Below are 22631 nucleotides of genomic sequence, written 5' to 3'. Positions count from 1 at the left end.
CTCATCTTTATGTTGTCTGTTCTATTTGTACTGTATCTCTTACATCCGATTCATATTTTTTATACAAAAAATGCATTAATTCAGTCCCAACCATACCCATTATGGTTACATAAAATGGAGTGTATTCACCTATTGATATAGAATAACCCAAAGGAATTAAATATATTTGTAACCTTAACCTAAGAAAAGATTTTAATGAGACTATCCTTTTTTTTAGATACGCTTGCAGGTAACCTGTGAATACATACAGTAATAGTAGTATTGAAAAATAGCTGCTGTATTCAAAAAAACTACCATGAATATAGATTGATGTACCAATAATCATGACTCCAGCAATAGCATGATTTGTATACTCTAATTTTATTCTTAAAAACCAATATAGTATAAATGAGGTATACATAATTGCAAGGTGCGGGCTTGAATAGACGATAATACAACCAGCTGTTCCCCATATTATTCCTGAGAGTAATTTCATAAATTTAAAAGGAGGCTGAAGTCCATGTTCATTTAATAGATCAGCATATTTAGCTATAGCTCCAAAAATGAATGCCGATATCATTAAAATTATAAGTGACATTAAACACCAGATCCCTTCAGTTCTTTATTTAGCTCTTTATTTAGTTCTTTATTCAATTTCTCAAAACAATAACCGTCATTATATAATGTGTTAGTTAATGAACCTAGGCTGAATATAACAGCATTTCTACTTTCCGGGATGATTTCAGACTGCATAATTAATTCACCATATTGCTTAAAAAATTCAAATGTATATTCTGAGTTTAAAGATATCTCTCCAATCTGATTATGACCTGAGAAATGATAGATTGTATACGTTGGTACTATATTTAATCCCAAAAGAAACTGAGTTCCTTCTACACACAAATCGTTTTCTAATGAAGGATTGAATTTCGAGACTAGATTTGGTGACATTGATTGCAAACCATATATAAGGTTGGAATAGACTGCGCCTTTTCCAAATACATCAACAGAATACTGTAATGCATCAAGCAGTTTTTTATACCCATATTGTGCTTTGCCAGGAGTCATTACTTCAAATAATCGTTCATTGTATACTTCAATAGGAAAATACACTTTATCAAATCCTGAATCTTTTAATTTTTCAATTAATTTAAAGTCATCTGGCGGCATTAATGTCGCTACAAGATCAAATCGATACTTTTCTTTTACTTCTCTTAACGCTTCCCCAATTTTGATAAATTCGTTCACTGTGTAATCATAAGAATGGATATTCCCTGATGTGATAACCAAGTGTTTCAAATCCATGTTAGATTCAAATGATAGACTGCAACTCTCTTTTATAATTTCTGAATTTTTTTTGGCCATATTGTATGGCCTATATTGCTTGTAAGTAGGCACAATTTCACAAAACTTACATTGCAAATTTTGTCCAAAATAAAAACAATAATTACTCGGTACTATTCCCAATAAATCTATACCAAGTTTTTGAACCAACTTATTGAGTGGTGTTTTATCTTGAAGATAAATATTTGAAAAAAATGGATCAGGTGGTAATGTTACATTTACTCTGTTTTTTCCATCAGTAACATAAACATTGAGATCATCACAATCAAGTAACCATTTTGAAAAGGAGTTGTAACGAACTCTTGATATGATAGGATTTCCGACGTGCGTTTCTGGCATTAAGATAAGGTCATCCGGTATTAAAAAATCTATATTTTCTTTACTGTGTGAATACAGTTGTATACTCTTATTATGGTATCTACTAATTTTCTTTATATTTTCCGAAATATTAAGTCCTTCAGTAAGTAAGATGGATTTAAGCTTAAACATCTTTTCAAATTGATTTTCCACATTATTCCCTCCTTGAGTCAATAAAAACTCATATAAAAACACCTAAATTGAGATTTTATACATAAATTAATTTTGCTCCTTCATAAAGCAAATAACTAAAATTTACACAGTTTTTCATTATGATTTAAGTATTTTCTTAAGGAGTGGTAGTTGTCTTTAATAGCTGTGGTGGCCTGAGTAGAAAAATTGAGGTAGTTTGCCTTGTTAAACCCTAAAATGAGTCTTCATTGATATTTAAATTTGAAGGCGTGTGTTATTATTTTATTAAGAACTTTGATACAACTAACTGGATGATTTCCAGCAGCTGTCTCACCAGTCAACATAAATCCATTAAATCCATTTTCATAGGCATGGTATATATCAGAGGCTTCGGATCTTGTAGGCAGGATGTCTGTCATCATTGAATCTAGTAATCCAGTAGCTAGGATTACTTCTTTTTTATTTTCTTTACATTTTCTCAATATCTCTCTCTGTAAGATTGGAACTTCGAAAAAATCAGTCTCTGCTAAGAGATCTCCCCTAGCTACAATAATTGTGTCTGCTGCATCAATTATTGAATTTATGTTTTCAACACCTAATTTAGTTTCAATTTTTGCCATTATTTTAATGTCTGTGTTATCAATGAGTCTTCTCACAATTTCTAAATCTTCACCAGTTTGAACATACGATACGGCAATAAAATTTACTCCCTGATCAAGGCCGAATAGAATATCATCTATGTCTTTTTCAGTAACACATCTATTAATATTCAATCCTGGAAAATTAACTTTATATTTGTCTTTTACAAGCCCACCTCGAATTACTTTACAAGTTAACCATCCGTCATTATTATCTACTACTTCAAGTTGTACAAGTCCATCTCTTATCATTATCATTTGCCCAGTACGAATAACAATTTCTTTCTGTATTATTATAGTTAATTTGTCGATATAATAATTTACTTCCAAAATTTCATGGGATTTCGCTATGTGGATTTTACATATATCATTTTCCATAAGTTCAAACATTTTGAATGCGGTAATTCTAAATTCATACCCTTTTGTATCGAGCATTATTTGGACCGGAATACCAACAATATCTGCCGCCCTTCTAATTGTTTTGATTCTTTCCAGATGCTCTTCATGAGAGTTATACGAAAAATTTAACCTAACAATACGCATTCCCGCCAATATCATTTCTTTAATAACTTCAATTGACGAACTACTTGGTCCGATAGTAGCTATTATTTTTCTATTCGGGTCCACCATTATGTAACATTCCACCTTATATACTCATATTAATTTTAGAAAATTTGTATATTTTTCACTTTCTATAATACTATCTTGAGAAATTTTCGATATTTGTTCATTTCTATTTAAATCAAAAATTCGACCATAAAAGTCTGTTTCCCACTCCATGTACAGTTCTTCCTCAAAACCAAATTTATTCAAGTATTGAGTATCCTCAGGCTTAATGTTATTTATAAATTTTTCCGGGAGACAATTTCCATAAATCAATTGCATATGAAACAACGCATAATAAACTAATTTGTTGAATTGATTTTCATGAATTAATTTTTCTAAATTACTCCAATCAATCTTTAAGTAGCTAAATTTAATGTATTCATACAAATCCATATATTTAATAATTTGTATATCTTTCTTAGATTTTATAGAATGTATCATTGTTGCATCTTGATAAATATGTGCACAGAGATGCACTAAGTTAAATTCAGAACTCATTGAATACCATTCACTTTTTTCATTTTTAAAGAAGTTCTTTTGAATTGTTTCAAAAACCCGAGTTATATCAAAACTTAGACGCATATTCTTAGCGTGTGTAAATATATCAAAATGAACATCAACTATCATTACTTTGCAATAATCGTGTTCGCTTTGTTTCATTAAAGGAAATATCTCATGAGTCGTCATTCGTTGAAAAAGAATTTTTTTTCTTGATGCTTTTTCAATTACATTTTTAAAGTAGTTATACTCTCCTTGCACAAATCCAAATTTAACAAATACCTCTATCACATCATCAATATTCTTAGTTTCAACCAGAATGTCAATATCATTGCTAAACTTTAGCCCCTGATCCTTATATACTAACTGATTTAACATTGCACCCTTTAATAGTACACACCTTATTCCTAATTTGTTTAATTCACTAACAACATTTATAAGTGTCTCATTCATGAAGTTATTTCTTTGATTATTTGCTGCATAAAATAAATCCAGCACATTGTACCAATGCGAGTATGGTAATTTTATGTTGTACTTAATAAAGTTTCTAAAAACAATTGGAGCAACTTTATGATTGAACAAATGATTGACAAATACTTCCCAGTCAAATTTTTTCATGTTGATTATTAAGTTCGAGCAAAATTTTAATTCTTCTTCGGATGGGACTAATTTGGAAAGCTTTAGTATCAGAATCTCCTCTATCTTAAATTGATTTTCTTGTGCTTCTGTTGCATCCATATATTTTCCCCCTTTCCTTTCGCTATAACTGAATATTTTTCACCATTTCATCTCCGGATCAAGATAGTACCCCAATGTATTATTATCAAGATAATCTAAAAGTGGTTTTGCAACTTTATCATTTGTTATATACTCCGACACTTCATTTAATTTCACCCATTTTATCTCACTTATTTCTCCATCTGGATCATTAATTGTGGGTATGTCTTTTTCATATCTATTTACTAAAAATGTCGTTACAATAGAATGTGCTTGAAATTGAGGAATATAGCTTTCATGAATGTATGCTAATTTAGAAGAATTTTTTTCTATCCTAAGTCCAACTTCTTCCTGAGCTTCTCTTTCTAGCGCATCTAGTAATGTTTCATCTAACTCGATTTGTCCTCCAGGGAGACCCCAATTTTCCATTCCTTCTTCTCCACTTTTCACCAAAAGTATAGAATCTTCTTTAATAATAATTGCTGATACAATACGATATAACTTGTAGTTACTTGTGGTCACGCGCTCATCCCCTTAAATATTTTTTATTACTGGAAAGTATTACTTCAATCAATATCATATATTAACAGTGTCAACAAGCATATCTGTATAATTGGATATTATCTTCAAAAAAAAACCAACTACCGGTATTTGTCTTTGAGCTAGAGTAAATGGCTGAGAAATTTCAGCCCCTCCTCATCAAACCATACGTCAGTCTGTCTAACAATTATTTAATAACCTTTGTTTTTTGGCATGTCCTTTATCGAATCTCTATATCAAAGGAGATGAGCATGTATGCCATATATCGAAGGTGAGAATAGACACCAAATTCATTTACTGCCAAATACGTTAGATGACTATATAGACCAAGAAAATTCTGTATGAGTCTTTGATGCTTATGTTGATAGTTTGGCCCTAAAGGAATTAGGGTTTCAAGTTTATTCGGCCACCAAAGCAGGGTAAAAGCCTTATCGACCAGAAGATTCTTCTTAAGCTTTATCTTTATATCATTTACGCTATTAATATCGTCAGTTTGAGGATCTACGATAATTTCTCTGTTCCTACTATGATTCATGACTGCAGTTTTAACTAATTCATGACCTAAGCCTATAGCATGGCCAACTTCATGTGTAGCTGTACTCCCCCTTGTATTTAATTTAGAAGAAGCATTCGGATGGAGTGAATTTAACAAAATATATTTTAAAGATGAATTGTAATATGAAGTGCGACACGAAGCAGCTACGAAAAAAGGACTCGAGGTATTTGAGTCTGATAAATTAAATTTTGTATTATTGCGGGCACTGTTCCACTTTTTTACTGCATAATCAAATGCCTCAACGATATACAGAGTTGGGGGGTATAGAATATTTCAAATATACAGTGTATTTCTGATTTGACTGTTTGTTCCACCGCCTTTCATTGATTGGTATGTATTGAGTAGGAGTCACTACTAACAATAATATGAAGACGGTGGAGATGATTAAGAATACTTTTTTACCTTTCATTTTTCACCCCCAAAAAAAGTATATTGTAACCACAAAATTGTATATTTTAAATTTTGTAAATTACAATATAAATTTCTTTTATTTTATTATCCTTTCTAGAAGACGCGATCTTGAACAAGACAAAAAAGTTCAAAAAAAATGTTGCCCAAGTCATTACGACCTAGACAACAGAAATTCACTCCATGCTACCCCCGCACCAAGCTATACCGCTGCTTATGCAGCCAGTCGATATCCTCTGCCAGCGCGCTTAGCGGCGAGGGACCAAACCATTCCAGCGAAGCGTAACAATCGAGATGGGAGGTTTCCTCCAGCAGCTTCCGGTAGTCGAGGAAGCCTTGGTGCAGCGGCACCATACCCTCGCGGTCGCCGGAAGCGGAATAGATATTCCCGGGGTTGAACAAGCCAACCTGGCTTGGCGATGCGATGTTCTTGAAGTGGAAGTGATCGATCCACGGCTCCAGCACATGCAGCATGTGCAGCAGGTCTCCACCATATTCCCATACATGAAGCACATCGAAGTTCAGTCGAAGCGAGTCCTGGCCGATATCCGACAGCAGCGTCAACGTGGAATCCAGATCATCGGCCAGCGTGCCGGGATGCGTCTCGACGACCAACTGCACGCCCTCTTCCCCGCACATGCGGCACAGCCTTCTTAGCCGCTCCGTGTACACATCTCGCTCCGCAATCGTCACACCGCGGCTCGACTTGTTCCCGGCAAAGGTCCGTATTCGCGGTGTCTCCATCCAATGCGCCAGCCGGATCAGCTGTTCACACTTTCGCTCCGACCGGGCGAAGCTCTCCTCCGAATCGATATCCAAATAATCGCTGAGCATCGACACAGCCAGATCGTCTCCCGCCATGCCATGCAGCAGCTCCTGAGTCTCCTTGCGCTCATGCTCATACAGACCCATCGCATGTACGCCCCATATCTCGATGCCTTCGAATTGCTTCTTTCTCATAAACCGGAGCAGCTCGGCGAAGGAAATCAGCTGATGCCGGAACGAGATCGTACAGAAGGAATACTTCATGGCATCGCCTCCCACAGGCTGTACAACCGGTACAGCTCGTGTTTGATTTCCTTCTCTAACTTATCCATCTCTTCAAGCTTTCTCAGAATGGTAGGCAGTTGACTGCCGTTGCCGATCATCGCAAACTTCATGCCTTGATACTGAACGTTATGGAAGCCGCGTACTAGCAACTCCACCTTATCCGTATAGGCTTCGAACGTCTCGTCGCTCGAACCTGTTTCTTCAATAAAGTACATGAGCGCATGCTCGTAGCTGTACTTGCGTATCGCCAATACGGGCAATTGCTTGACCGCCTTCTCTACCATATCCACGGTAAATCCAGTTTCACCCCTGCCGATAGCCGCTAGCCGGTTCCGCAGCGTATCCGTCAGCTCGTTCTCCCAGCGGAATACATCCTGGAAATATGCTGCGACTGCCTCGCGCGTCGGCTCCATAATGCGCTCCGAATCAACGTAGAAGCCGCCTCCGAACGGATTCTCCAAGAAAGCTTGGATGACTCTCTCCTTCTGAACAATGCCCTGCCATCTGAAGTCGGCATCGATCATTTGCCACTCGTCCTCGCGCTCCGTCTTGGCCAGAATGAGGAAATGCGGGAACGGCTTTTGATGAAATTTGTTCTCGCGCTCCGGCATGAGAGATAGATCAATCTGCGCGATCACATAGCGATCGGGCGGACAGTTTTCGATCAGTTCCAGCATGCGCTCCAAATTAACTTCTCTGGGCAAAGCCGCATCGTACCATTCATGGACAGGGGCTCCGAACAGCTTTTCATACCATTGGAAGTAATGGCTGTGATCAAGATCATGCTGATAGTACGTAATTTGCCCGTCATCTGTGACGTCGAATGGAGCATCCCATAAGCCTATATAAAACGGGCGGTAATCATAATCGCTTCGCTCGCGAATCACCTCGCACAAACAGCTGACGATACAATGAACCTTAATGCTGACTTCTTCTTTGATCACCATGCGCGGTTCACCATCTCTACAGGCTGCTCCTCATCAGGCGCTTCCTCCGGATAAGGCTCCAGACTTTGCATGAAATCAAGCAATGAACCAACTGTAGCGAATGTTCTGGGATCGACCTGATCATCCGGCACTTGCAGCTTAAGCTCCACCTCAAGAAATACGATTAATTGCACAATCATAATGGAATCGACAGCCAAATCTTCATTCAATCTTAGTCCGTCATGCAGCTCATCGACGTTTATTTTAAACTTATGGCGTATGAGCCCTTGCAGCTCGCTCTTCAAAGCTTCCCGTGTACGTTTCATCATTTTGGTCAAACTCCTTCCTGCTCCAGCAGCTTGCGGCTTATCTTGCCTGACGGCATTCTTGGAATGCTTGCAGTCATTCGCACTTCTGATGGCGCTTTGTAAGGCGGCAGATGCCTCAGACACCACTCCCGCACATCCCCTGCCGTCACGTTATCCGCTGCGACGACTTGCGCTCGGACCAACTCTCCGTTAATAGGGTGAATGCCTCGATAGACGACGGCTTCGATAACGCCTTCCAGTCTGCAAATCACCTCTTCGACCTCAGCGGGCGTCACCTTCAACCCTGATACATTGATCAAATCATCAATTCTTCCCAGAAACCGGATGTTTCCCCCGCCGAACGAACAGCCCAAATCTCCAGTCGGAATAGTCCTTTCGCCTACAGAGATGATCATCTCCGACGGCTCAGCCGTCGCTTGAATGGTCAGATGCCCCAGCGGAGTGCCCAGATCGTCATAGGATTTCATCCCCACAGCAAGACTCGCGCAGCCTGCCTCCGTACAGCCATATTGCTGAAGCAGCAAGGCCGACGCCTGACTGTAATGCTCATACAGAATAGGCGACATAGGCGCACCTGAGCTCATAACGCTGCACAGCTTGACGCCTCCATACTCGAACAGGGGGCCAAGTCCTTGCAGGAGCGCGGGCACTGAGTAAAGCAAATGATTCGGGATCGCCTTCAAACATTGCGCGATCGCTTTCGGGCCCTTGCCGTTCATGACAACCGGCTCCACTCCCCGCTCCAGTGCGGACAAGACACCTGAGATCAAGCCATATGCATGCGTAATCGAAGCTAGCACAACTGGCGTATCCTCCGCGAGCGCATGAGCCGCAATCCGATCATTGTAAGCAGTAATTTCCACGTTAATCTCTTCCCATGAACGCCGAATCAGCTTCGGCTCACCCGTCGTGCCGGAGCTGAATTGATAGATCGAAGGAGGTCCATCCGTATGGACAGCCGATGCATCCAGCGGGTAATACTGCTCCGCCGCCCCATAGAATAACCCGGTGCACCCAGCCCGCTCCGCCAGCCGTGATGCCGTCTCTATCGGCGTATCCCCGTGCAGCGGCAGGACAGACAAGCCCCTCTCTCGCAAGAATAAAATCATCGTCAATGCAAATAACGAATCGGAAGCACATACCGCATAACGGCGTGTTTCACTTATTCCGTAGCGGAAACTATCCAATTGTCCATAACGGTCTAATATTTGCTTATAGATAGAGCGGCTGATCCGCTCATGATTTACTGCGAACATGTTGAATTCTCCCTTTGGTTAGGATCGCCCGACTGGCGGACTTGTGATAGAGGATTAGGCGCAGGGCGTGGCGCAATCTTGGTCCCGCCGAACAGCCTGCGCTGGACAAGCGGCTCGATCACATACTCTGGTGCAAAGAGCCCCAGCGAATCGAATCGCTCCCGCAATGCGGGGAAAGACGCCTGATACATCTCCAGCTCCGCTGCGACCATCTCCCATAACTCCCGCTCCCCAACTGGGAACCGGCTTGCCATAAACGTAATGATCGTACCTATATTCATGAACCATAACGCATCCATCAGCATCTCACTCAAATCTTGCAAGCTGCCCATCTCAAAATAATCTCCCGGCTTCCCTCCGGCATACGCGGAATGCAAACGGCTAAAGTCCGGCACCAGCTCCGGCGATGCCAGGAATGGCCTGTAATATTCGACTCCCTCATGGAAGTCTCGCAGCGCCACACGCTCCGGCATGCCATTGCGATGCATCAGCACCATGTTCTGCCCATGCGATTCCAGCACAATGCCATGAGCGACAAGCAGATGAACAACCGGAATCACACTTCGGCGCAACAGCAGGCGAAACCAATTCTCCATGCCGTACTTCGCAATCCACGGGTCAATAAAGGCCCTACCGTCCACTTCTGTAGCGGCCAGCGTGAAGAACGGCACCGCTTCTTCTCCCGGCTGCAAATAGTTCTGCACATTCTCCCGCCAGATCGCCCCGATCGCCCCATTCGCCGCAGGCAAGGTAATGCCCGCATATTCATGCAGCAGAATCAGTCCCGACTTCTGTAAAAACGGATCAGAATCCGCCACCTTTTGAAGCCAATCCGATACGGCAGGTGCTGCTACCGTAGAGTGTACCGTCAAGTGTCGCATCGAAGACGTATTAACGATGCCAAGCGACAGCTTCACATCTCCTCGCGCTGCCCCGCTTCCGCAAGACAGCGTTCGAATCGATTGCTGAGGGCGATAGGACACTGAGCCATGCCCTAGCGGCACAATCCTCTGATTCGCAAGCAGGTCCGCATGCTTCTCTTGCAGAAAGCCCCACTGCCAAGGATGCACCGGAAGAAAAGCATAGCCTTCTGGAGACAGACCAAGGCCAGCCAGCTGTTCACAAAAGCGACTGCGGTCCTCTTCCTCCAGCTCTCTTTCAACTACATTCCGCCAGTCGCTCCCGTTCCCGGCATTCCAGATAACTTCATCATAAGCAGCCGCAAGCCAATACAAACGGACATCCGGCTGAAACTCGGGCCCATAGGACCGATTGTTCTCAGGGGTAAAACCTATTCTTGATTTATAGCAAGGGTGATAGGGATGGCCCTCCGTCGAGATGGACTCCAGCTCTGCAAGCGATCGGCCTAGCAGCTTGAGCTCGCTCTCCTGATGCAATTCCCGTTCCTGCATCCACTGCGCTTGCTTGCGTATCGTCTCTTCCAGCTCAACAATAAAGGAAGGCAGTACGGACAGTTCCGGATGATTCGCCGCAACCGTCTCCTCCAGAAACAGCGCGACACTATCCGCTTCCCCGCTTTCCAGACCGTGCGCCTTGAAGCAATTCCGGAACATCGGGTTCTGACTCATCCGAATCATGCTGAACGAATAAGTCCGCCAGCCTTCAAAGGAATACATCACTCGGTTCCCTGCCCAATCCCTCCCATTGATCACATACACATCAACCTTATACGCTCTCCCTTCCTGTCCAGCCGAATAGGACACGGTACTGCGGGCTTCCAGCACGCCTTCAAAGATTAAAGCCTCCACCAGCTTGCGAAAAACTTGCCTGCGAGCAACGACATTCATTTCAATCTTCCCGATTGGGACCTGCAGCTTCATTTCACCTCTCCATTCCTGTTACGCTTGCATGGGTTGCTGAGCCTTCCTCTCCCTTCTCCATATCGCGGTCACGAGCCTTGCTTTGCGAATCGCCTCTTGATAAGGAAGCGCGGTGCATAACGGATTATCCATCTCGGCATAAACAGCCTGCTCCAATTCCGTCTCCAATTCATCTACGTCATACAATCGCGTGAGCAAATTCGCCTTGAATCGGAATGTGCGGCTCGTCAGCCAGTCACGCATAAGCCTGTTATGCGCCCCGGGTACTGCGGCTAGAGACTCCAGTTCGGCGCGAAGCTCCATAAGCAGTACTCTTTCATCCAAAACGCCAAAGACGCCGAACGATTGAATCAGTCCCAGCACATGATTGACGATCAAATAATAGCCGAAACGCTCCTCCGCCAGCTCGTCATCGTATACGTTCGGTCCAGCACCGATTCCCGGAACCAGCTCCTCAAGGAGGCCAACTCTCGATCTGGCATAATAATAGCCTTGGCTGTCCCGATAATAGAATTGCTCCGGATATCCGCTCTCTCCGAGCTTCACCACACTATTCTGCAAATGCGCCTCAAGCGCGATGCCATACCTTGCATACATCATGACCATAGGCCTTAACGAAATCGCCAAGTAAGCCCGGAACCAGGCTAGCCCGGCTTGGGCTGCCGAGCAGCCTTCCCTCTTCGCCAGCTCCCCGACTACATTCTCCAGCAAGGAGCGCGAGCTGCCGGAAGAGAAGGCTTCCTGAGTGAAGGCGGCAGTCAGAAATACCCGTTCACCCTCTTCCCGGGCAAAGGGATTCTCCCGGATGATAAGCTCAAATCCGCTCTCCCCGGTCTCTGAATCGCTGAGCGTAACATACGCCCCGTCCTTCACGATATGAAACCCGGGACAATTTTCTTGAAGCCAAGGCTCAAGCTCGTTAGCCACCCGAGCAGCCTCTATCGCTCCGAATAACTCATGTCTTTTGTTCACTCTCATCGAGTTCGTAATTTTGGCTCGCAGAGACAGCTTATACATGTAATCCGAATTCGGATCGCAGACGGTGCGGATAGAGGAGGTCGGATAATAGATCCCCCCGAGAGCTCCTATGTATACAAGCTTCCCAGCCTTCATCCAGCTCTGGACATGATCATCATGGAGCAGTTCTTCCCCCTGCACCGGATGGATGGGAATCCAGACATAAGACGGATCATGGATGACTTCTGCCGCAGCACCCGAAAGCATCTCTCCCGGAGTCCACGATGCCAGAAGCTCGCGTTCAATAATTTCCGCAGCGCTCTCCCGCCATACCGTGTCTTCCTGGACCAGGCTTCGATGAGCGGCAAAATAATGCAGCTGGAAGCTGCCTTTCGACTCTGGGGAATAAAGATGCTGCCTCCATTCCGGGAAGCCTTGCCTGCTCTTGGGTGTCGGATGGAATACATGGCCGAATAGAAGGGATTGTTCGGACTGCAGGAACGTAAGCGAAGGACTGTATAACTCGGGGGCGTCGTCCACTCGGGCCGACAGGAATGTCTCCAGCAGACTGCAGCTCTGGAGCGCGCGAAGCAGCAGCTCCTTCGTCTCTGAGCCTTCATGCTTCGACCCCAGCTCATCGGCAAGCAGCGAGAAGGCCGTCGCGATGCCAATCGGCGCAGGTTCGGCAGCACCGCTCTGCAAGCATATGGGCAGCTGGAATTGATGCCTTCCAGTCGGAGATTTATAATTCGCTGTTGCAAAGATGGCAAGCTGCCCGGAGGCAAGCGGAAGCCGCAAGACGCTGCGTTCGCCTTCGCTGCCCTTGCATACAAGCCATTCACCATCTCCCGTTTCTCTTAAATAACAATTCAGGAAGCTGGTGACGGCGGCTCTCTCGGCAACTTGCTTCGGATTAACCATAGCTCTCCTTCTCCCTAATTAATAATGATTATCAGTATCAATATTATAAAGGTTCTATCACGAGGGATACATAGACAAAAATTCCAAAAGTTATGGATATTTTATTCATATGCACACAGCAAAAAAAGCCTCCGCACTCTGTAGTGCGGAAGCTTTCATTTGCCAAGCCATCTTATTTCATCGATGCGAGCCAATTCGACAGCGTATCAATATCAGCGCTGCTAAGCTGATCCTTGTATGCCGGCATGCCGCCCCGGCCGTTCGTAATCGTAGCCTTAATCTCGTCGACAGATAGCTTAGCGCCTACCTTTGTCAGGTTCGGTCCTACGCCGCCTGACAGATCAACCGCGTGGCAGCCAATGCAATTCTGCTTGTAGATGGCTTCAGCCGCAGCCGCATCGACGGTTCCCCCGCCTGCATTATTGCCGCCATTCGTTGCCCCATTGTTGGTTCCGTTGTTCGTTCCGCCATTTGTACCGCCGTTATTTTTGTTCCCGCCGCCGCAGGCGGACAGAGCAATAACAAGAACAACAGCCGTAGCCAGCAATAACCACTTCATATTGCGCATCATGAAATAGCCTCCTTGATTGGTAAATCTGTTATTACATTTCCCTATAACTTGCTTCCTATTCACACGCATACCGCCTGCTCCCAGACAAATGCGAGCCACGTAGGTTTCCTTCAAGCGAACGCATAACGTTCCGTACGGTGGACACCATAAGGTAAGGTCATGACAGTATTTAGCAAAATCCTTCGAATTGCTGAGGTGATGCCATTGAATACGCAGCAGGATCTCATCGGTCATCTGGCGGAGCTGAGAAAACGGCTTATCGTCGTTGCTGTGAGCTTCCTTGTGGCGATGTGCGGAGGCTTGTACGCTTCCCCGCATATTTTGCGCTACATTAAAGCAGGTCCGACGGCAGAGTCGGTGGAATGGAATGTCTTCTCATTCACGGACGGCCTGTTCATCTACTTGCGTTGTGCGTTTTTGTTCGCGATTCTGTTCGTTCTGCCCGTCTTGCTTTATCAGCTATGGGCTTTCGTCAGGCCTGGATTAACATCCGTTGAGGCCAAGGGAACGCTGGCCTATGTGCCCGTCTCCTTTATGCTGTTCCTGGCCGGCGTGTCCTTCAGCTACTTCCTCGTCTTCCCCATGATGATGCAGTTCATGATGGAGATGAACCATAACATAGGTGCTGTTGAGACGTATGGTATCGACCGGTACTTCTCGTTCATGTTCAGCATTGTGTTCCCGCTTGGCGTTGCGTTCGAGATGCCGCTGGTCATGCTGTTTCTGACCAGACTCGGGCTGTTGACGCCAGATAGGCTGACCGCGACACGCAAGTATGCTTACGTGGGACTGGCGGTCGTAGGCGCCTGCATCTCGCCGCCGGATTTTGTGTCGCATTTGTCCGTGACCGTCCCGCTGCTCATGCTATTCGAGATCAGCGCGTTTCTATCGCGCCGCTTTGCCAGAAGGATGTCCACCGCTCCGTCCCCTACTTAAGTTACTTCAACTAAAAAAGGAGTTTTGACCCATGTTCAACAATATTGGCGTTTCCGGGTTGATCATTATTCTGCTGATTGCGCTTATCGTCTTCGGGCCAGCCAAGCTTCCCCTGCTCGGCCGGGCGTTCGGCGATACCCTTCGCGAATTCCGCAGCTCGACACGCGGCATCGTGGAGGAAGACACAGGTCCACAGAAGCTGGACAAGACTGATGATCTGGAGAAGCTTCTGTAACAGCTTAAAGCGTATAAAGAAGGCCGATCTCGCATGATGCGGGATCGGCCTTCTTCTTTTGCTTGCAAGCTTAGGCATTGACCTGGAGCCACATCATTGTGGCTCCAGGCTAGCCCCCTCTACACCAGCAGTCCTCCAGACTGTCTGTACTTCAGGATGCCTTCCGCCGTGCGGTAAGCCATCGCGCCTACCGTTGCCGTCGGGTTGTAGCCCGCATTTTGCGGGAAGCTGCTCGCGCCTACGACAAACACATTGTCCGCATCCCACATCTGGCTGAAGTTATTGATAGCCGATGTACCCGGCTCAGCCCCCATAATGACGCCGCCTGTATTATGCGTAGATTGGTACGACATAATCTCGTACGGCCCCAGCTCCTTTAGGAAATCCACCTTGTCGGCGCCCATCTCCTTCACGATCTCATTACAGCGCTCTGCCAGAAACTTCGCCATATTCTTATCCTGATCTCGGAAATCGAACGTAATGCGCATGAGCGGATCGCCGAACGTATCCTTATACGTTGGATCAAGATCTATGAAATGCTGCTTGAACGACATGGATGAGCCTTGCGCACCGACCGCAAGCGTGCGATTCGCATAATGGAGCGACTGCTTCTTGAATTCTGCGCCCCAGCTAGCCGTGCCGGAAGGCACCGGATTGTTCTGAATCGGCCTAGCGCCCGTCTGGCTAAACGCAATCACGCCGCCATGAATAAAGTCGACATCGGAATGGTCGAAGTTATCGCCGTTGTAATCATCGATCGAGACACCGAGTGAACCCGCGCCCGCGAATGTATTGAATTGTTTATTTTCGAAAAAGCCTACAGCGCTTCCCTTGATAACCTGATACGCATAATTCTTCCCGACAACGCCTTTTCCGCTCGCCGGATCATAAGGCTTGCCCAGCTCGGACATCAGAAGCAGGCGAACATTGTTGAATACGTAGCTCGTCACGACCACGATGTCGGCAGGCTGAATGATTTCTTCACCTGTGGTGACATCTATGTACATAACGCCAGTTGCTTTACCGCCTTTATGGATAATGCGGCGTACATTGGAATGGGTCCGAATCTGGAATTTGCCTGTCTTGTTCGCTACCGGGATGACAGTCACGACGGGATCGGCCTTGGCGCCGTACTCGCAGCCATAGCGCTCGCAGTAGCCGCAATATTGGCAGGCTGCCCGCGCAACGCCGTCCGGGTTCGTGTAGTTCTCCGACAGATTGGCCGCAGGCATCATATAGGGATGCAGATTAAGCTTCTTCGCCGCTTCGGTGAACATCTCGATCCCCGCCGTCTTCTTCATCGGAGGGGTCGGGTATTCACCGCTGCGCTTGCCGCCTAGCGGATTGGTTTCCCCGGAGATGCCTGCCATCTTCTCGAACTTGTCATAATACGGCTCCAACTCGTCATACGTAATGCCGTAATCCTGAATGCTCATATCTGCCGGAATTTTGTTTTTACCGTAGCGCTCAATGGTTTTGCTTCTGATTTGAAAATCATACGGCAGGAAGCGGTACGTCTGGCCGTTCCAGTGAATGCCAGAGCCGCCAAGTCCGTCTCCAAGCAGGAAGGAGCCGTACTGGCGCATCGGCAGCGCGCGCACCTTTTCGTTACTGCGGAATGTGATCGTTTCTTTGGACAAATCCTGCATCATCTCGTAGCGCATGGAATAACGGAGCTCGTCATGCACCATGAAGTAATCCTCGGTCTTCCGCTCCTTGCCTCTCTCCAATCCGACGACGTTCAAGCCGGCTTTGGTCAGCTCCGCCGCGATAATGCCGCCGGCCCAGCCGACGCCTACGATGACAACATCTGTTTTGGGCAATGTCTTGGCCATATCGATCCTCCCTTTCCTGGGCTTCGCTAGTGCGAGGCCAAGTGAGCCTGCAAGCTGCTTGGCTCAATTTGCGTAAAGTCTTTGTCAATGATATTCAAATAGCTCATCTGGGACCCCGGATAGCTCCGCATGCGCCAGCCCTCCATATTGGCATTGCCGCCGTAAAGAGGATCACTGTATACGCCTTCGAGTGTGGCTGAACGCAACGTTCTGAAGAAGAAGCTCTCGGAGATAGTCGGCAGATTGGCTTCCTCGTTCTCGAACACCTTCAGCACCTCATCCTGCTGTGCACCCTCCAGCTCGGCAAATCCTTTGCTGTACTTCGTCAAGCTGTAATTCTCCAGTTCCTGAATGCCGATATCGAAAATTTCTTTCCGCTTCAGCCTGCCCTGATACCCTTGCACTTTCTCGCCTGTAAAGAATGGAGGACTCATGTAATCCCTGCCGTTAAAGCCCCAGTCTCCAGCGAGCTGATGGTCGATGAAGAACGCTACACCGAGTTTTTTTGCACCCGGTCCACTATCATCTTCTGGAAAAATACGCTCTGTCGCGCTGTCGACGATGCGGAATTGTGCCGGTGTAAAATACATGAGCGCGCGGTTGTAATTCGGAATCTCCGTCTCCTTGCCGCCATCCGGTGTAGCCGTCGGTTCTTGCGCATTGCCGCCATTATTGTCGGTACATCCGAATATCGTGCTTAGCGCTCCGCCAACCGCGAGCGTACCGAGCACATAACCGGAATTGACCAAAAACTTGCGGCGGGAGTTGTTGTTAACCTGCTCATTGTCATGATTCGCTCCGGAATGCTCGTTAACTGTGCCTTCATTCGCTTGCACCAATGACCCTTCGCGTTCCGTTTCTTTATCCGCTACAAGCCCATTGCCATTGTTCCCTTCCACATCATGCACCTCCTGTATGGATCTTCTTGCTGTCTTCCTGCTTATTATTTTCCAACCCATCATGAATATTCATTTCAGAGGAAGGGCTATCCTAACGTCGAACGAGTGAACCCTAGTGGAGGATGATATCTGATGATGAAAACAGTGAAATTGCTCGCTTGCGTATCCCTATCCGCAGTAGCCTTGGCAGGCTGCTCCATGACTCCTGCAACCGACGGCAATAGGACTACCCGGGACAATACGGTTACCCAACATGCATCGCCGATGCCCAAGGGACCGCATAAAGCCCATTCGCTCAACGACTCCTCGCTAATTCCAAGCGAGAATGGGCAGAAGAACTATACGACCAACAATCTGGGACAAACGACGTATGGCCTCGGCACATCCGTCTACAGCATGATCGGCAGCTCCGGTCTGCATGCGAACGGCTTCTCCGCTCATCTGGAATCGCGGCTTAGCAGCGCAGGCATTCCCGATGTGCGTGTATTCGTCTTCGACGATACGGTTGTCTTGGCTACAGCCAAACGTGAAGCGAGCGCATCCAGCTACGACGAGCTTCAGCGCAAGTTGCTAAATCAGAATGAAGGCATGTCCGCCACCGGCACAGCGCCTGGCGAGGGTCTTGGCGGAGTTGAAGGATCAGGCGGCCAACATGATAATTTAAACAGCGCTGCCGGCCATATCAAGCAATTGATGGGCGCTGAGGTGAAGGTCCTGCTTGCAGAAGGCGAAAAAGCGGTTCAGGCCATCGATAAGATCCGAAACGACGCGCTGGCCGACAATATCTCGCCGGATCAAATCGCGCAAGATATTCGCGTGCTGCTGAGCTTGACGAAGCAGGCGGGGCAGTAAATTTCCAGAATTGAAGTGTAGAATGAAAAACGGGCCCGATTCTATTGCTTGGAAGCAACAGGATTTGGCCCGTAAATATATTTTTGAAATATAGCACTTGCTTTAATTTTACTCTTATGCTTCTTTCAAACAGTTCTAGTAAGCACCTTACAATCAAGTATTTATGGAGCAACAGTAAACCCTACTTCCTTCCCTACCACTTCAACCGGCTCTTCATTCACATTATTTTCTCCAAATCGGTCTACTTTGAACTCTGCAGAACCGACGACTGTGTAGTTACCAGCAGGAAAAGGGACGTCAGTAGGATTCTCTATCAGAATCTCATTCGAATCATTTATTAAATAAGCCCACCCGTTCGAATACTTCTCCACATGCGGCTTGCCCGGATATAACGTCGTATAGATTAATGGCTGATCCATCATGTAAGGGAATGAATACGTACCAGATGAATCACGTATGGCATAGTAGAATGGCGTCATCGCATGATTAATCGTCACCGATTCGCGATCGCCCACATACTCCAATTCGGAAATGAACGTCACTTGATCGCCTTCCCGGTAATCGTCCCGCTCCAGATAGAGCCTATGAACAAAATCAGATGCCTGCACCGGTTCTGCGCTTGTCTTCTTGTTCATCGCTTGAAGCTCTCCTCCACAACTTGCAAGCAGCATGGCCATCATCAATAAGAATACGGCCATTACCAGTCCCTTGGATCTTCTTCTCATCAGAGCATGCATGCCCTCCATTCCATTCACTCCCAACCGCGCTTATATATACTTCTGACGCATCTTTCCCAAAAAATGTTTCTTCCCCTTGCAAGCTTCCAATGAGCCCCGCATTGATTTACACCCCGGCATACTTCCGCTATCATAAGTAGCGATATAGCTGACAGAAAGCAGGGATTCATTGGATGGGTATTCTATTGTTTATTCTGGCCGGTATCGCCGAGATTGGCGGCGGCTATCTGATATGGCTGTGGCTTAGAGAAGGCAAGTCGCCTTACTTGGGACTGCTTGGCGGCGGAGCGCTTATTATGTATGGCATCATCGCAACCTTTCAATCGTTCCCGACATTCGGACGGGTCTATGCCGCTTATGGCGGCGTGTTTATTGTACTCGCCGTATTATGGGGCTGGCTCATCGACCGCAAGACACCGGACCTGTATGACTGGGTCGGCGCAGCCATCTGTATCGTAGGGGTATTCGTGATGCTATATCCTCGATCTTAAGCAAGTTAAGGTATGCGAACAAAAATTTTCATCTAAATCAAAAAATAACTTGTCAAATCATATACCTTCATGATAAGATACTGTTTGTGTCTGTGAGACACCTTGAAAGTGTGGAGCTGTGGTGTAGAGGCCTAACATGCCTGCCTGTCACGCAGGAGACCGCGGGTTCGAATCCCGTCAGCTCCGCCATTTTCGAATTAAATGCTCGACAGAAGAGCTTACATATGAATGAATGAAGAGCGGCCTAGCCTGCTCTTTTTTTGCATGTAACAAGGAGAGTGATTGGAATGAAGCGACGCGGGCGGTTCGCTCCGACGCCTTCGGGCATGCTCCACATCGGCAACGCGTTCAGCGCTCTTGGGGCTTGGCTTCAGATGCGCCAGTGCGGCGGCGTGTTCCTGCTCCGCATCGAGGACATAGACAAGCCGCGCTCACGTCCGGCCTTTGCGGAGCAGCAGCAGGACGACCTGCTATGGCTCGGCATCGACTGGGACGAAGGGCCGCGTATGGGCGGCCCCTTCGCGCCTTATGAGCAAAGCAAGCGCGAGCATCTGTACGAAGCCGCGCTCGGCATTTTAAGAGAAAAGGGCAGAATCTACCCCTGCTACTGCAGCCGCAGCGAGCTCGCTTCCATCGCCAGCGCACCGCATGGGCTCTCATCCGAAGGCCCCGCTTATCCGGGGCTCTGCCGCCATCTCACCGCCGAGGAGCGCGCGAGCAAAGCGAAGAAGAAGACTCCCTCTCTCCGCTTCTTCATGCCGGAGGAACCGGTCGTCTTCGAGGATGAAGTGAGCGGCACGATGCGCTATGACGGAGAAGCTTTAGGCGACTTCATCGTCAAACGAGCCGACGGCATATTCAGCTATCAGCTTGCGGTAACGGTCGACGATGCGGCGATGGGCATTACGGATGTGCTCCGCGGAGCCGATCTGCTCGATTCCACTCCGCGTCAGCTCGCGCTGTATGAAGCACTAGGCCTTGCACCGCCAGCCTTCTCGCATGTCCCGTTAATCGCGGATGAACATGGCGAGCGATTGTCCAAGCGGGACAAATCGCTTACATTGGCCTCGCTCAGGGAAGACGGAGTCTCCCCCGAGCGATTGGTCGGAGCGATCGCCTATGCGGCTGGCTGGTCGAATCGACTGGAACCGATTGCTGCACATGAGCTTATTTCCGTCTATCAGCCGCCGCGCGGTAATGACAAACCTATTGCGATTACTGGGCACATGCTCGATTGGCTTCGACATTAACAAACCCGCCTTCCTACGAAGGCGGGTTTGTCTATTCCATTTGCTTCAAAGGACTGCTTCCAAAGCCTAACCTTCAATCGTCTTCACATGAAACCTTCTCGTCCGAGGCCCATCGAATTCGCAGAAGTACACGCCCTGCCAAGTGCCAAGCACCGGCCTGCCGTCCTGAATAAACACAATCTGGCTGGTTCCCGTCTGAATCGCCTTCATATGCGCGGCGGTGTTCCCTTCGGCATGGCGATCCTTCGGATGCTCCCAGGGATAGATTTCATCGAGCCGCAGCAGCACGTCACGCACAACGTCCGGGTCTGCATTCTCATTAATCGCAATACCAGCGGTCGTATGCGGACAATAGACTATGGCATAACCATCCTGCACCCCGCTATCTCTGACTGCTTCGCGCACCTTATCGGTCACTTCCACCATTTGATCACGCTCGCGGGTAGAGATTGAATATGTTCTTAGCTTCACGTCAAAACCTCCCATCTTGCCCACAGCTCCTGCGGATTCAACTCGTACACTTCTTTATCCCGGTACATGTACTGATGCATAATGAACTCACGCCGAATCGTCGCGAAATCATCGTGATAACCTTTAATAAACTCGTTTATTTCCTTCTCGCTATACGTGCGCCCTCTCTCTAGAGAGGATACGATATGCTCCAGCACGATCAGCTTCTTCTTCAGCTGGCTCGGGATGTTCTTCAATCTGCCTTCCAATGTGAAAAAATTGCGAATAACGGAAGCGCGCAGCGCCTCATTCTTCTCCTCCATTGTCCCCACTCCTTCCTCCGACCTGCGGTAGATCAGCTCCTCCGTTGCGGCAGCGCTGTTTTTAATAAAATAATGATTTAAGCTGAAATAGATCGTATTCTTATCGCGCCTCTCATTAATGAGACTGGCTTCTCTCAGCTTCGTCGCATGATGGGTAATCGTCGCAGGGGTAACGAACAGCTTCTCGGCAAGCTCTCCCCCGTTCAATTCTCCTTCCGCTAGCAAAATAAGCATTTTGATTCTCGTGGGATCAGCCAATGCCTTGTGGTAATTGACCACTTTCTCCAATTGCATGCGGATCATCGCCCTCTTTCAATTTTAACAATCATCTAATTAGACATTTATTAAATTTATAGTATGCGAAATTCCTACGTCTGTCAAATCTGCAAGTTCCATAAGGCGTTGAAGCCTTCACCATATTTTGTATATAATAGGCTTTGGAGGGGATATATTGATCATTGCCAATCTGGTAAGGGAACAATTGGAGACGATGGATGACCAGTCTCTTGGAGCCGCTTGTTTTGCGCCGCTCATCAGGACCTACAAGGAAGTGGAGGGGACTGGCGGAGATTTCGCCGGGACGGTCTACAAGCAATTAAGCAAAGGACAGCAAGCGTTATTCGCTTTCTGGACGTATTACAACCACATACGGGAGTCGGAAGCGGATCTGTATTGGTGGAGCGCCTACTTCATGGCCAACCCGTTGCGATGGAAGGCACTGCAAGCCAGCTTGAGTCAATTTGGCGATAGCGGCACACTGAAGATCGTGAAGGCCATGGAATCCGTTTTATCGGAAAGAGGGCATCCCCGAAGCTTAGCGAATTTCGATGTTTCGTTCAATGATCTGGAGAATGACAAGCAGCTGTCCGCTATTGTATCCCATCATTATGATCAACTGCTTTCAGCCTTGCCTGCCACGCTGGGCAGCATCGCCAACTATATTAAAGAGCATCCAGACGATTTCCTGCACATCCGTCCATAACTCCATACGAATAGA

Annotated in this window: 24 protein-coding genes and 1 tRNA gene; 7 read left to right on the top strand and 18 right to left on the bottom strand. The window is 46.8% G+C overall.

Features of this window, described 5'->3' with window-relative positions; translation table 11 throughout:
• Window positions 1-7 precede the first annotated feature (7 nt).
• The 13 genes from AC0YNW_RS17320 to AC0YNW_RS17260 all read right to left on the bottom strand — a co-directional run bounded on the left by AC0YNW_RS17320 (window position 8) and on the right by AC0YNW_RS17260 (window position 13614).
• Window positions 8-577, bottom strand: a complete 570-nt coding sequence (locus AC0YNW_RS17320; RefSeq protein WP_475832988.1) for a hypothetical protein — start codon at window positions 575-577, stop codon at window positions 8-10.
• Entirely contained in the window at window positions 577-1833 is a 1257-nt protein-coding gene (locus AC0YNW_RS17315) for a radical SAM protein (RefSeq protein WP_475832987.1), read from the bottom strand. The genes AC0YNW_RS17320 and AC0YNW_RS17315 overlap by 1 nt, the downstream gene beginning before the upstream one ends.
• Window positions 1834-2057: 224 nt before the next feature.
• Window positions 2058-3080: a pyruvate kinase gene (gene pyk / locus AC0YNW_RS17310; RefSeq protein ID WP_475832986.1), complete on the bottom strand. Its 1023-nt coding sequence runs from the start codon at window positions 3078-3080 to the stop codon at window positions 2058-2060.
• Between the two features lie 24 nt (window positions 3081-3104).
• A complete protein-coding gene (locus tag AC0YNW_RS17305; RefSeq protein WP_475832985.1) occupies window positions 3105-4292 on the bottom strand; it encodes a nucleotidyltransferase family protein in 1188 nt (395 codons plus the stop codon).
• A 39-nt stretch (window positions 4293-4331) separates the two neighbouring features.
• Window positions 4332-4793 carry an NUDIX domain-containing protein gene (locus tag AC0YNW_RS17300; protein WP_475832984.1) on the bottom strand — a complete coding sequence of 154 codons (462 nt, stop codon included), beginning with the start codon at window positions 4791-4793 and terminating at the stop codon, window positions 4332-4334.
• Window positions 4794-5031: 238 nt separating this feature from the next.
• Complete coding sequence (locus tag AC0YNW_RS17295; protein WP_475832983.1) at window positions 5032-5463, bottom strand: matrixin family metalloprotease; 432 nt, start codon at window positions 5461-5463, stop codon at window positions 5032-5034.
• Window positions 5464-5961: 498 nt separating this feature from the next.
• A complete protein-coding gene (locus AC0YNW_RS17290; RefSeq protein WP_475832982.1) occupies window positions 5962-6804 on the bottom strand; it encodes a sugar phosphate isomerase/epimerase family protein in 843 nt (280 codons plus the stop codon).
• Window positions 6801-7772 carry a DUF6005 family protein gene (locus tag AC0YNW_RS17285; RefSeq protein ID WP_475832981.1) on the bottom strand — a complete coding sequence of 324 codons (972 nt, stop codon included), beginning with the start codon at window positions 7770-7772 and terminating at the stop codon, window positions 6801-6803. Before AC0YNW_RS17285 ends, AC0YNW_RS17290 begins: the two co-directional genes overlap by 4 nt.
• The gene (locus tag AC0YNW_RS17280) at window positions 7766-8077 is read right to left on the bottom strand and encodes a phosphopantetheine-binding protein (protein ID WP_475833167.1); all 312 of its coding nucleotides are present in this window, start codon (window positions 8075-8077) and stop codon (window positions 7766-7768) included. The genes AC0YNW_RS17285 and AC0YNW_RS17280 overlap by 7 nt, the downstream gene beginning before the upstream one ends.
• Window positions 8078-8085: 8 nt before the next feature.
• Window positions 8086-9336: an AMP-binding protein gene (locus AC0YNW_RS17275; RefSeq protein ID WP_475832980.1), complete on the bottom strand. Its 1251-nt coding sequence runs from the start codon at window positions 9334-9336 to the stop codon at window positions 8086-8088.
• Window positions 9324-11177 (bottom strand): IucA/IucC family protein, encoded by a 1854-nt coding sequence (locus tag AC0YNW_RS17270; RefSeq protein WP_475832979.1) that lies wholly within the window; start codon window positions 11175-11177, stop codon window positions 9324-9326. The genes AC0YNW_RS17275 and AC0YNW_RS17270 overlap by 13 nt, the downstream gene beginning before the upstream one ends.
• An 18-nt stretch (window positions 11178-11195) precedes the next feature.
• A complete protein-coding gene (locus AC0YNW_RS17265) occupies window positions 11196-13055 on the bottom strand; it encodes an IucA/IucC family protein (protein ID WP_475832978.1) in 1860 nt (619 codons plus the stop codon).
• Between the two features lie 172 nt (window positions 13056-13227).
• Window positions 13228-13614, bottom strand: a complete 387-nt coding sequence (locus AC0YNW_RS17260) for a c-type cytochrome (RefSeq protein ID WP_475833166.1) — start codon at window positions 13612-13614, stop codon at window positions 13228-13230.
• Window positions 13615-13785: 171 nt separating this feature from the next.
• On the opposite strand from AC0YNW_RS17260, the gene tatC reads away from it, so the two are divergent.
• Window positions 13786-14562, top strand: a complete 777-nt coding sequence (gene tatC, locus AC0YNW_RS17255; RefSeq protein WP_475832977.1) for a twin-arginine translocase subunit TatC — start codon at window positions 13786-13788, stop codon at window positions 14560-14562.
• 31 nt (window positions 14563-14593) lie between these two features.
• Complete coding sequence (tatA, locus tag AC0YNW_RS17250) at window positions 14594-14797, top strand: twin-arginine translocase TatA/TatE family subunit (RefSeq protein ID WP_387471235.1); 204 nt, start codon at window positions 14594-14596, stop codon at window positions 14795-14797.
• A 119-nt stretch (window positions 14798-14916) separates the two neighbouring features.
• Here the strand turns inward: tatA and AC0YNW_RS17245 are convergent, their stop codons facing one another.
• Window positions 14917-16632 (bottom strand): GMC family oxidoreductase, encoded by a 1716-nt coding sequence (locus AC0YNW_RS17245; protein WP_387471233.1) that lies wholly within the window; start codon window positions 16630-16632, stop codon window positions 14917-14919.
• A gap of 26 nt (window positions 16633-16658) precedes the next feature.
• The gene (locus AC0YNW_RS17240; protein WP_475832976.1) at window positions 16659-17531 is read right to left on the bottom strand and encodes a gluconate 2-dehydrogenase subunit 3 family protein; all 873 of its coding nucleotides are present in this window, start codon (window positions 17529-17531) and stop codon (window positions 16659-16661) included.
• Between the two features lie 132 nt (window positions 17532-17663).
• Here AC0YNW_RS17240 and AC0YNW_RS17235 point away from each other — a divergent pair, with 132 nt between their 5' ends.
• Window positions 17664-18383, top strand: a complete 720-nt coding sequence (locus AC0YNW_RS17235) for a hypothetical protein (protein WP_475832975.1) — start codon at window positions 17664-17666, stop codon at window positions 18381-18383.
• A 161-nt stretch (window positions 18384-18544) separates the two neighbouring features.
• Here the strand turns inward: AC0YNW_RS17235 and AC0YNW_RS17230 are convergent, their stop codons facing one another.
• Entirely contained in the window at window positions 18545-19129 is a 585-nt protein-coding gene (locus tag AC0YNW_RS17230) for a hypothetical protein (protein ID WP_475832974.1), read from the bottom strand.
• Between the two features lie 164 nt (window positions 19130-19293).
• Here AC0YNW_RS17230 and AC0YNW_RS17225 point away from each other — a divergent pair, with 164 nt between their 5' ends.
• The 3 genes from AC0YNW_RS17225 (at window position 19294) to gluQRS (ending at window position 20861) form a co-directional block, all read left to right on the top strand.
• A complete protein-coding gene (locus tag AC0YNW_RS17225; RefSeq protein WP_387471225.1) occupies window positions 19294-19611 on the top strand; it encodes a YnfA family protein in 318 nt (105 codons plus the stop codon).
• A gap of 112 nt (window positions 19612-19723) precedes the next feature.
• Window positions 19724-19800 (top strand) — tRNA-Asp (locus AC0YNW_RS17220).
• A 98-nt stretch (window positions 19801-19898) separates the two neighbouring features.
• The gene (gene gluQRS / locus AC0YNW_RS17215) at window positions 19899-20861 is read left to right on the top strand and encodes a tRNA glutamyl-Q(34) synthetase GluQRS (protein WP_475832973.1); all 963 of its coding nucleotides are present in this window, start codon (window positions 19899-19901) and stop codon (window positions 20859-20861) included.
• A gap of 66 nt (window positions 20862-20927) precedes the next feature.
• Here the strand turns inward: gluQRS and AC0YNW_RS17210 are convergent, their stop codons facing one another.
• Window positions 20928-21347, bottom strand: a complete 420-nt coding sequence (locus AC0YNW_RS17210) for a secondary thiamine-phosphate synthase enzyme YjbQ (protein WP_475832972.1) — start codon at window positions 21345-21347, stop codon at window positions 20928-20930.
• Complete coding sequence (locus tag AC0YNW_RS17205; RefSeq protein WP_475832971.1) at window positions 21329-21928, bottom strand: DUF2087 domain-containing protein; 600 nt, start codon at window positions 21926-21928, stop codon at window positions 21329-21331. The genes AC0YNW_RS17210 and AC0YNW_RS17205 overlap by 19 nt, the downstream gene beginning before the upstream one ends.
• A gap of 157 nt (window positions 21929-22085) precedes the next feature.
• Between AC0YNW_RS17205 and AC0YNW_RS17200 the strand changes: the two genes are divergently transcribed.
• A complete protein-coding gene (locus AC0YNW_RS17200; RefSeq protein WP_387471219.1) occupies window positions 22086-22616 on the top strand; it encodes a hypothetical protein in 531 nt (176 codons plus the stop codon).
• The last annotated feature ends 15 nt before the right edge of the window (window positions 22617-22631 follow it).

The sequence above is a fragment of the Paenibacillus sp. J31R120 genome (assembly GCF_056269225.1).
This window is presented reverse-complemented; position numbering and strand designations above follow the sequence as displayed.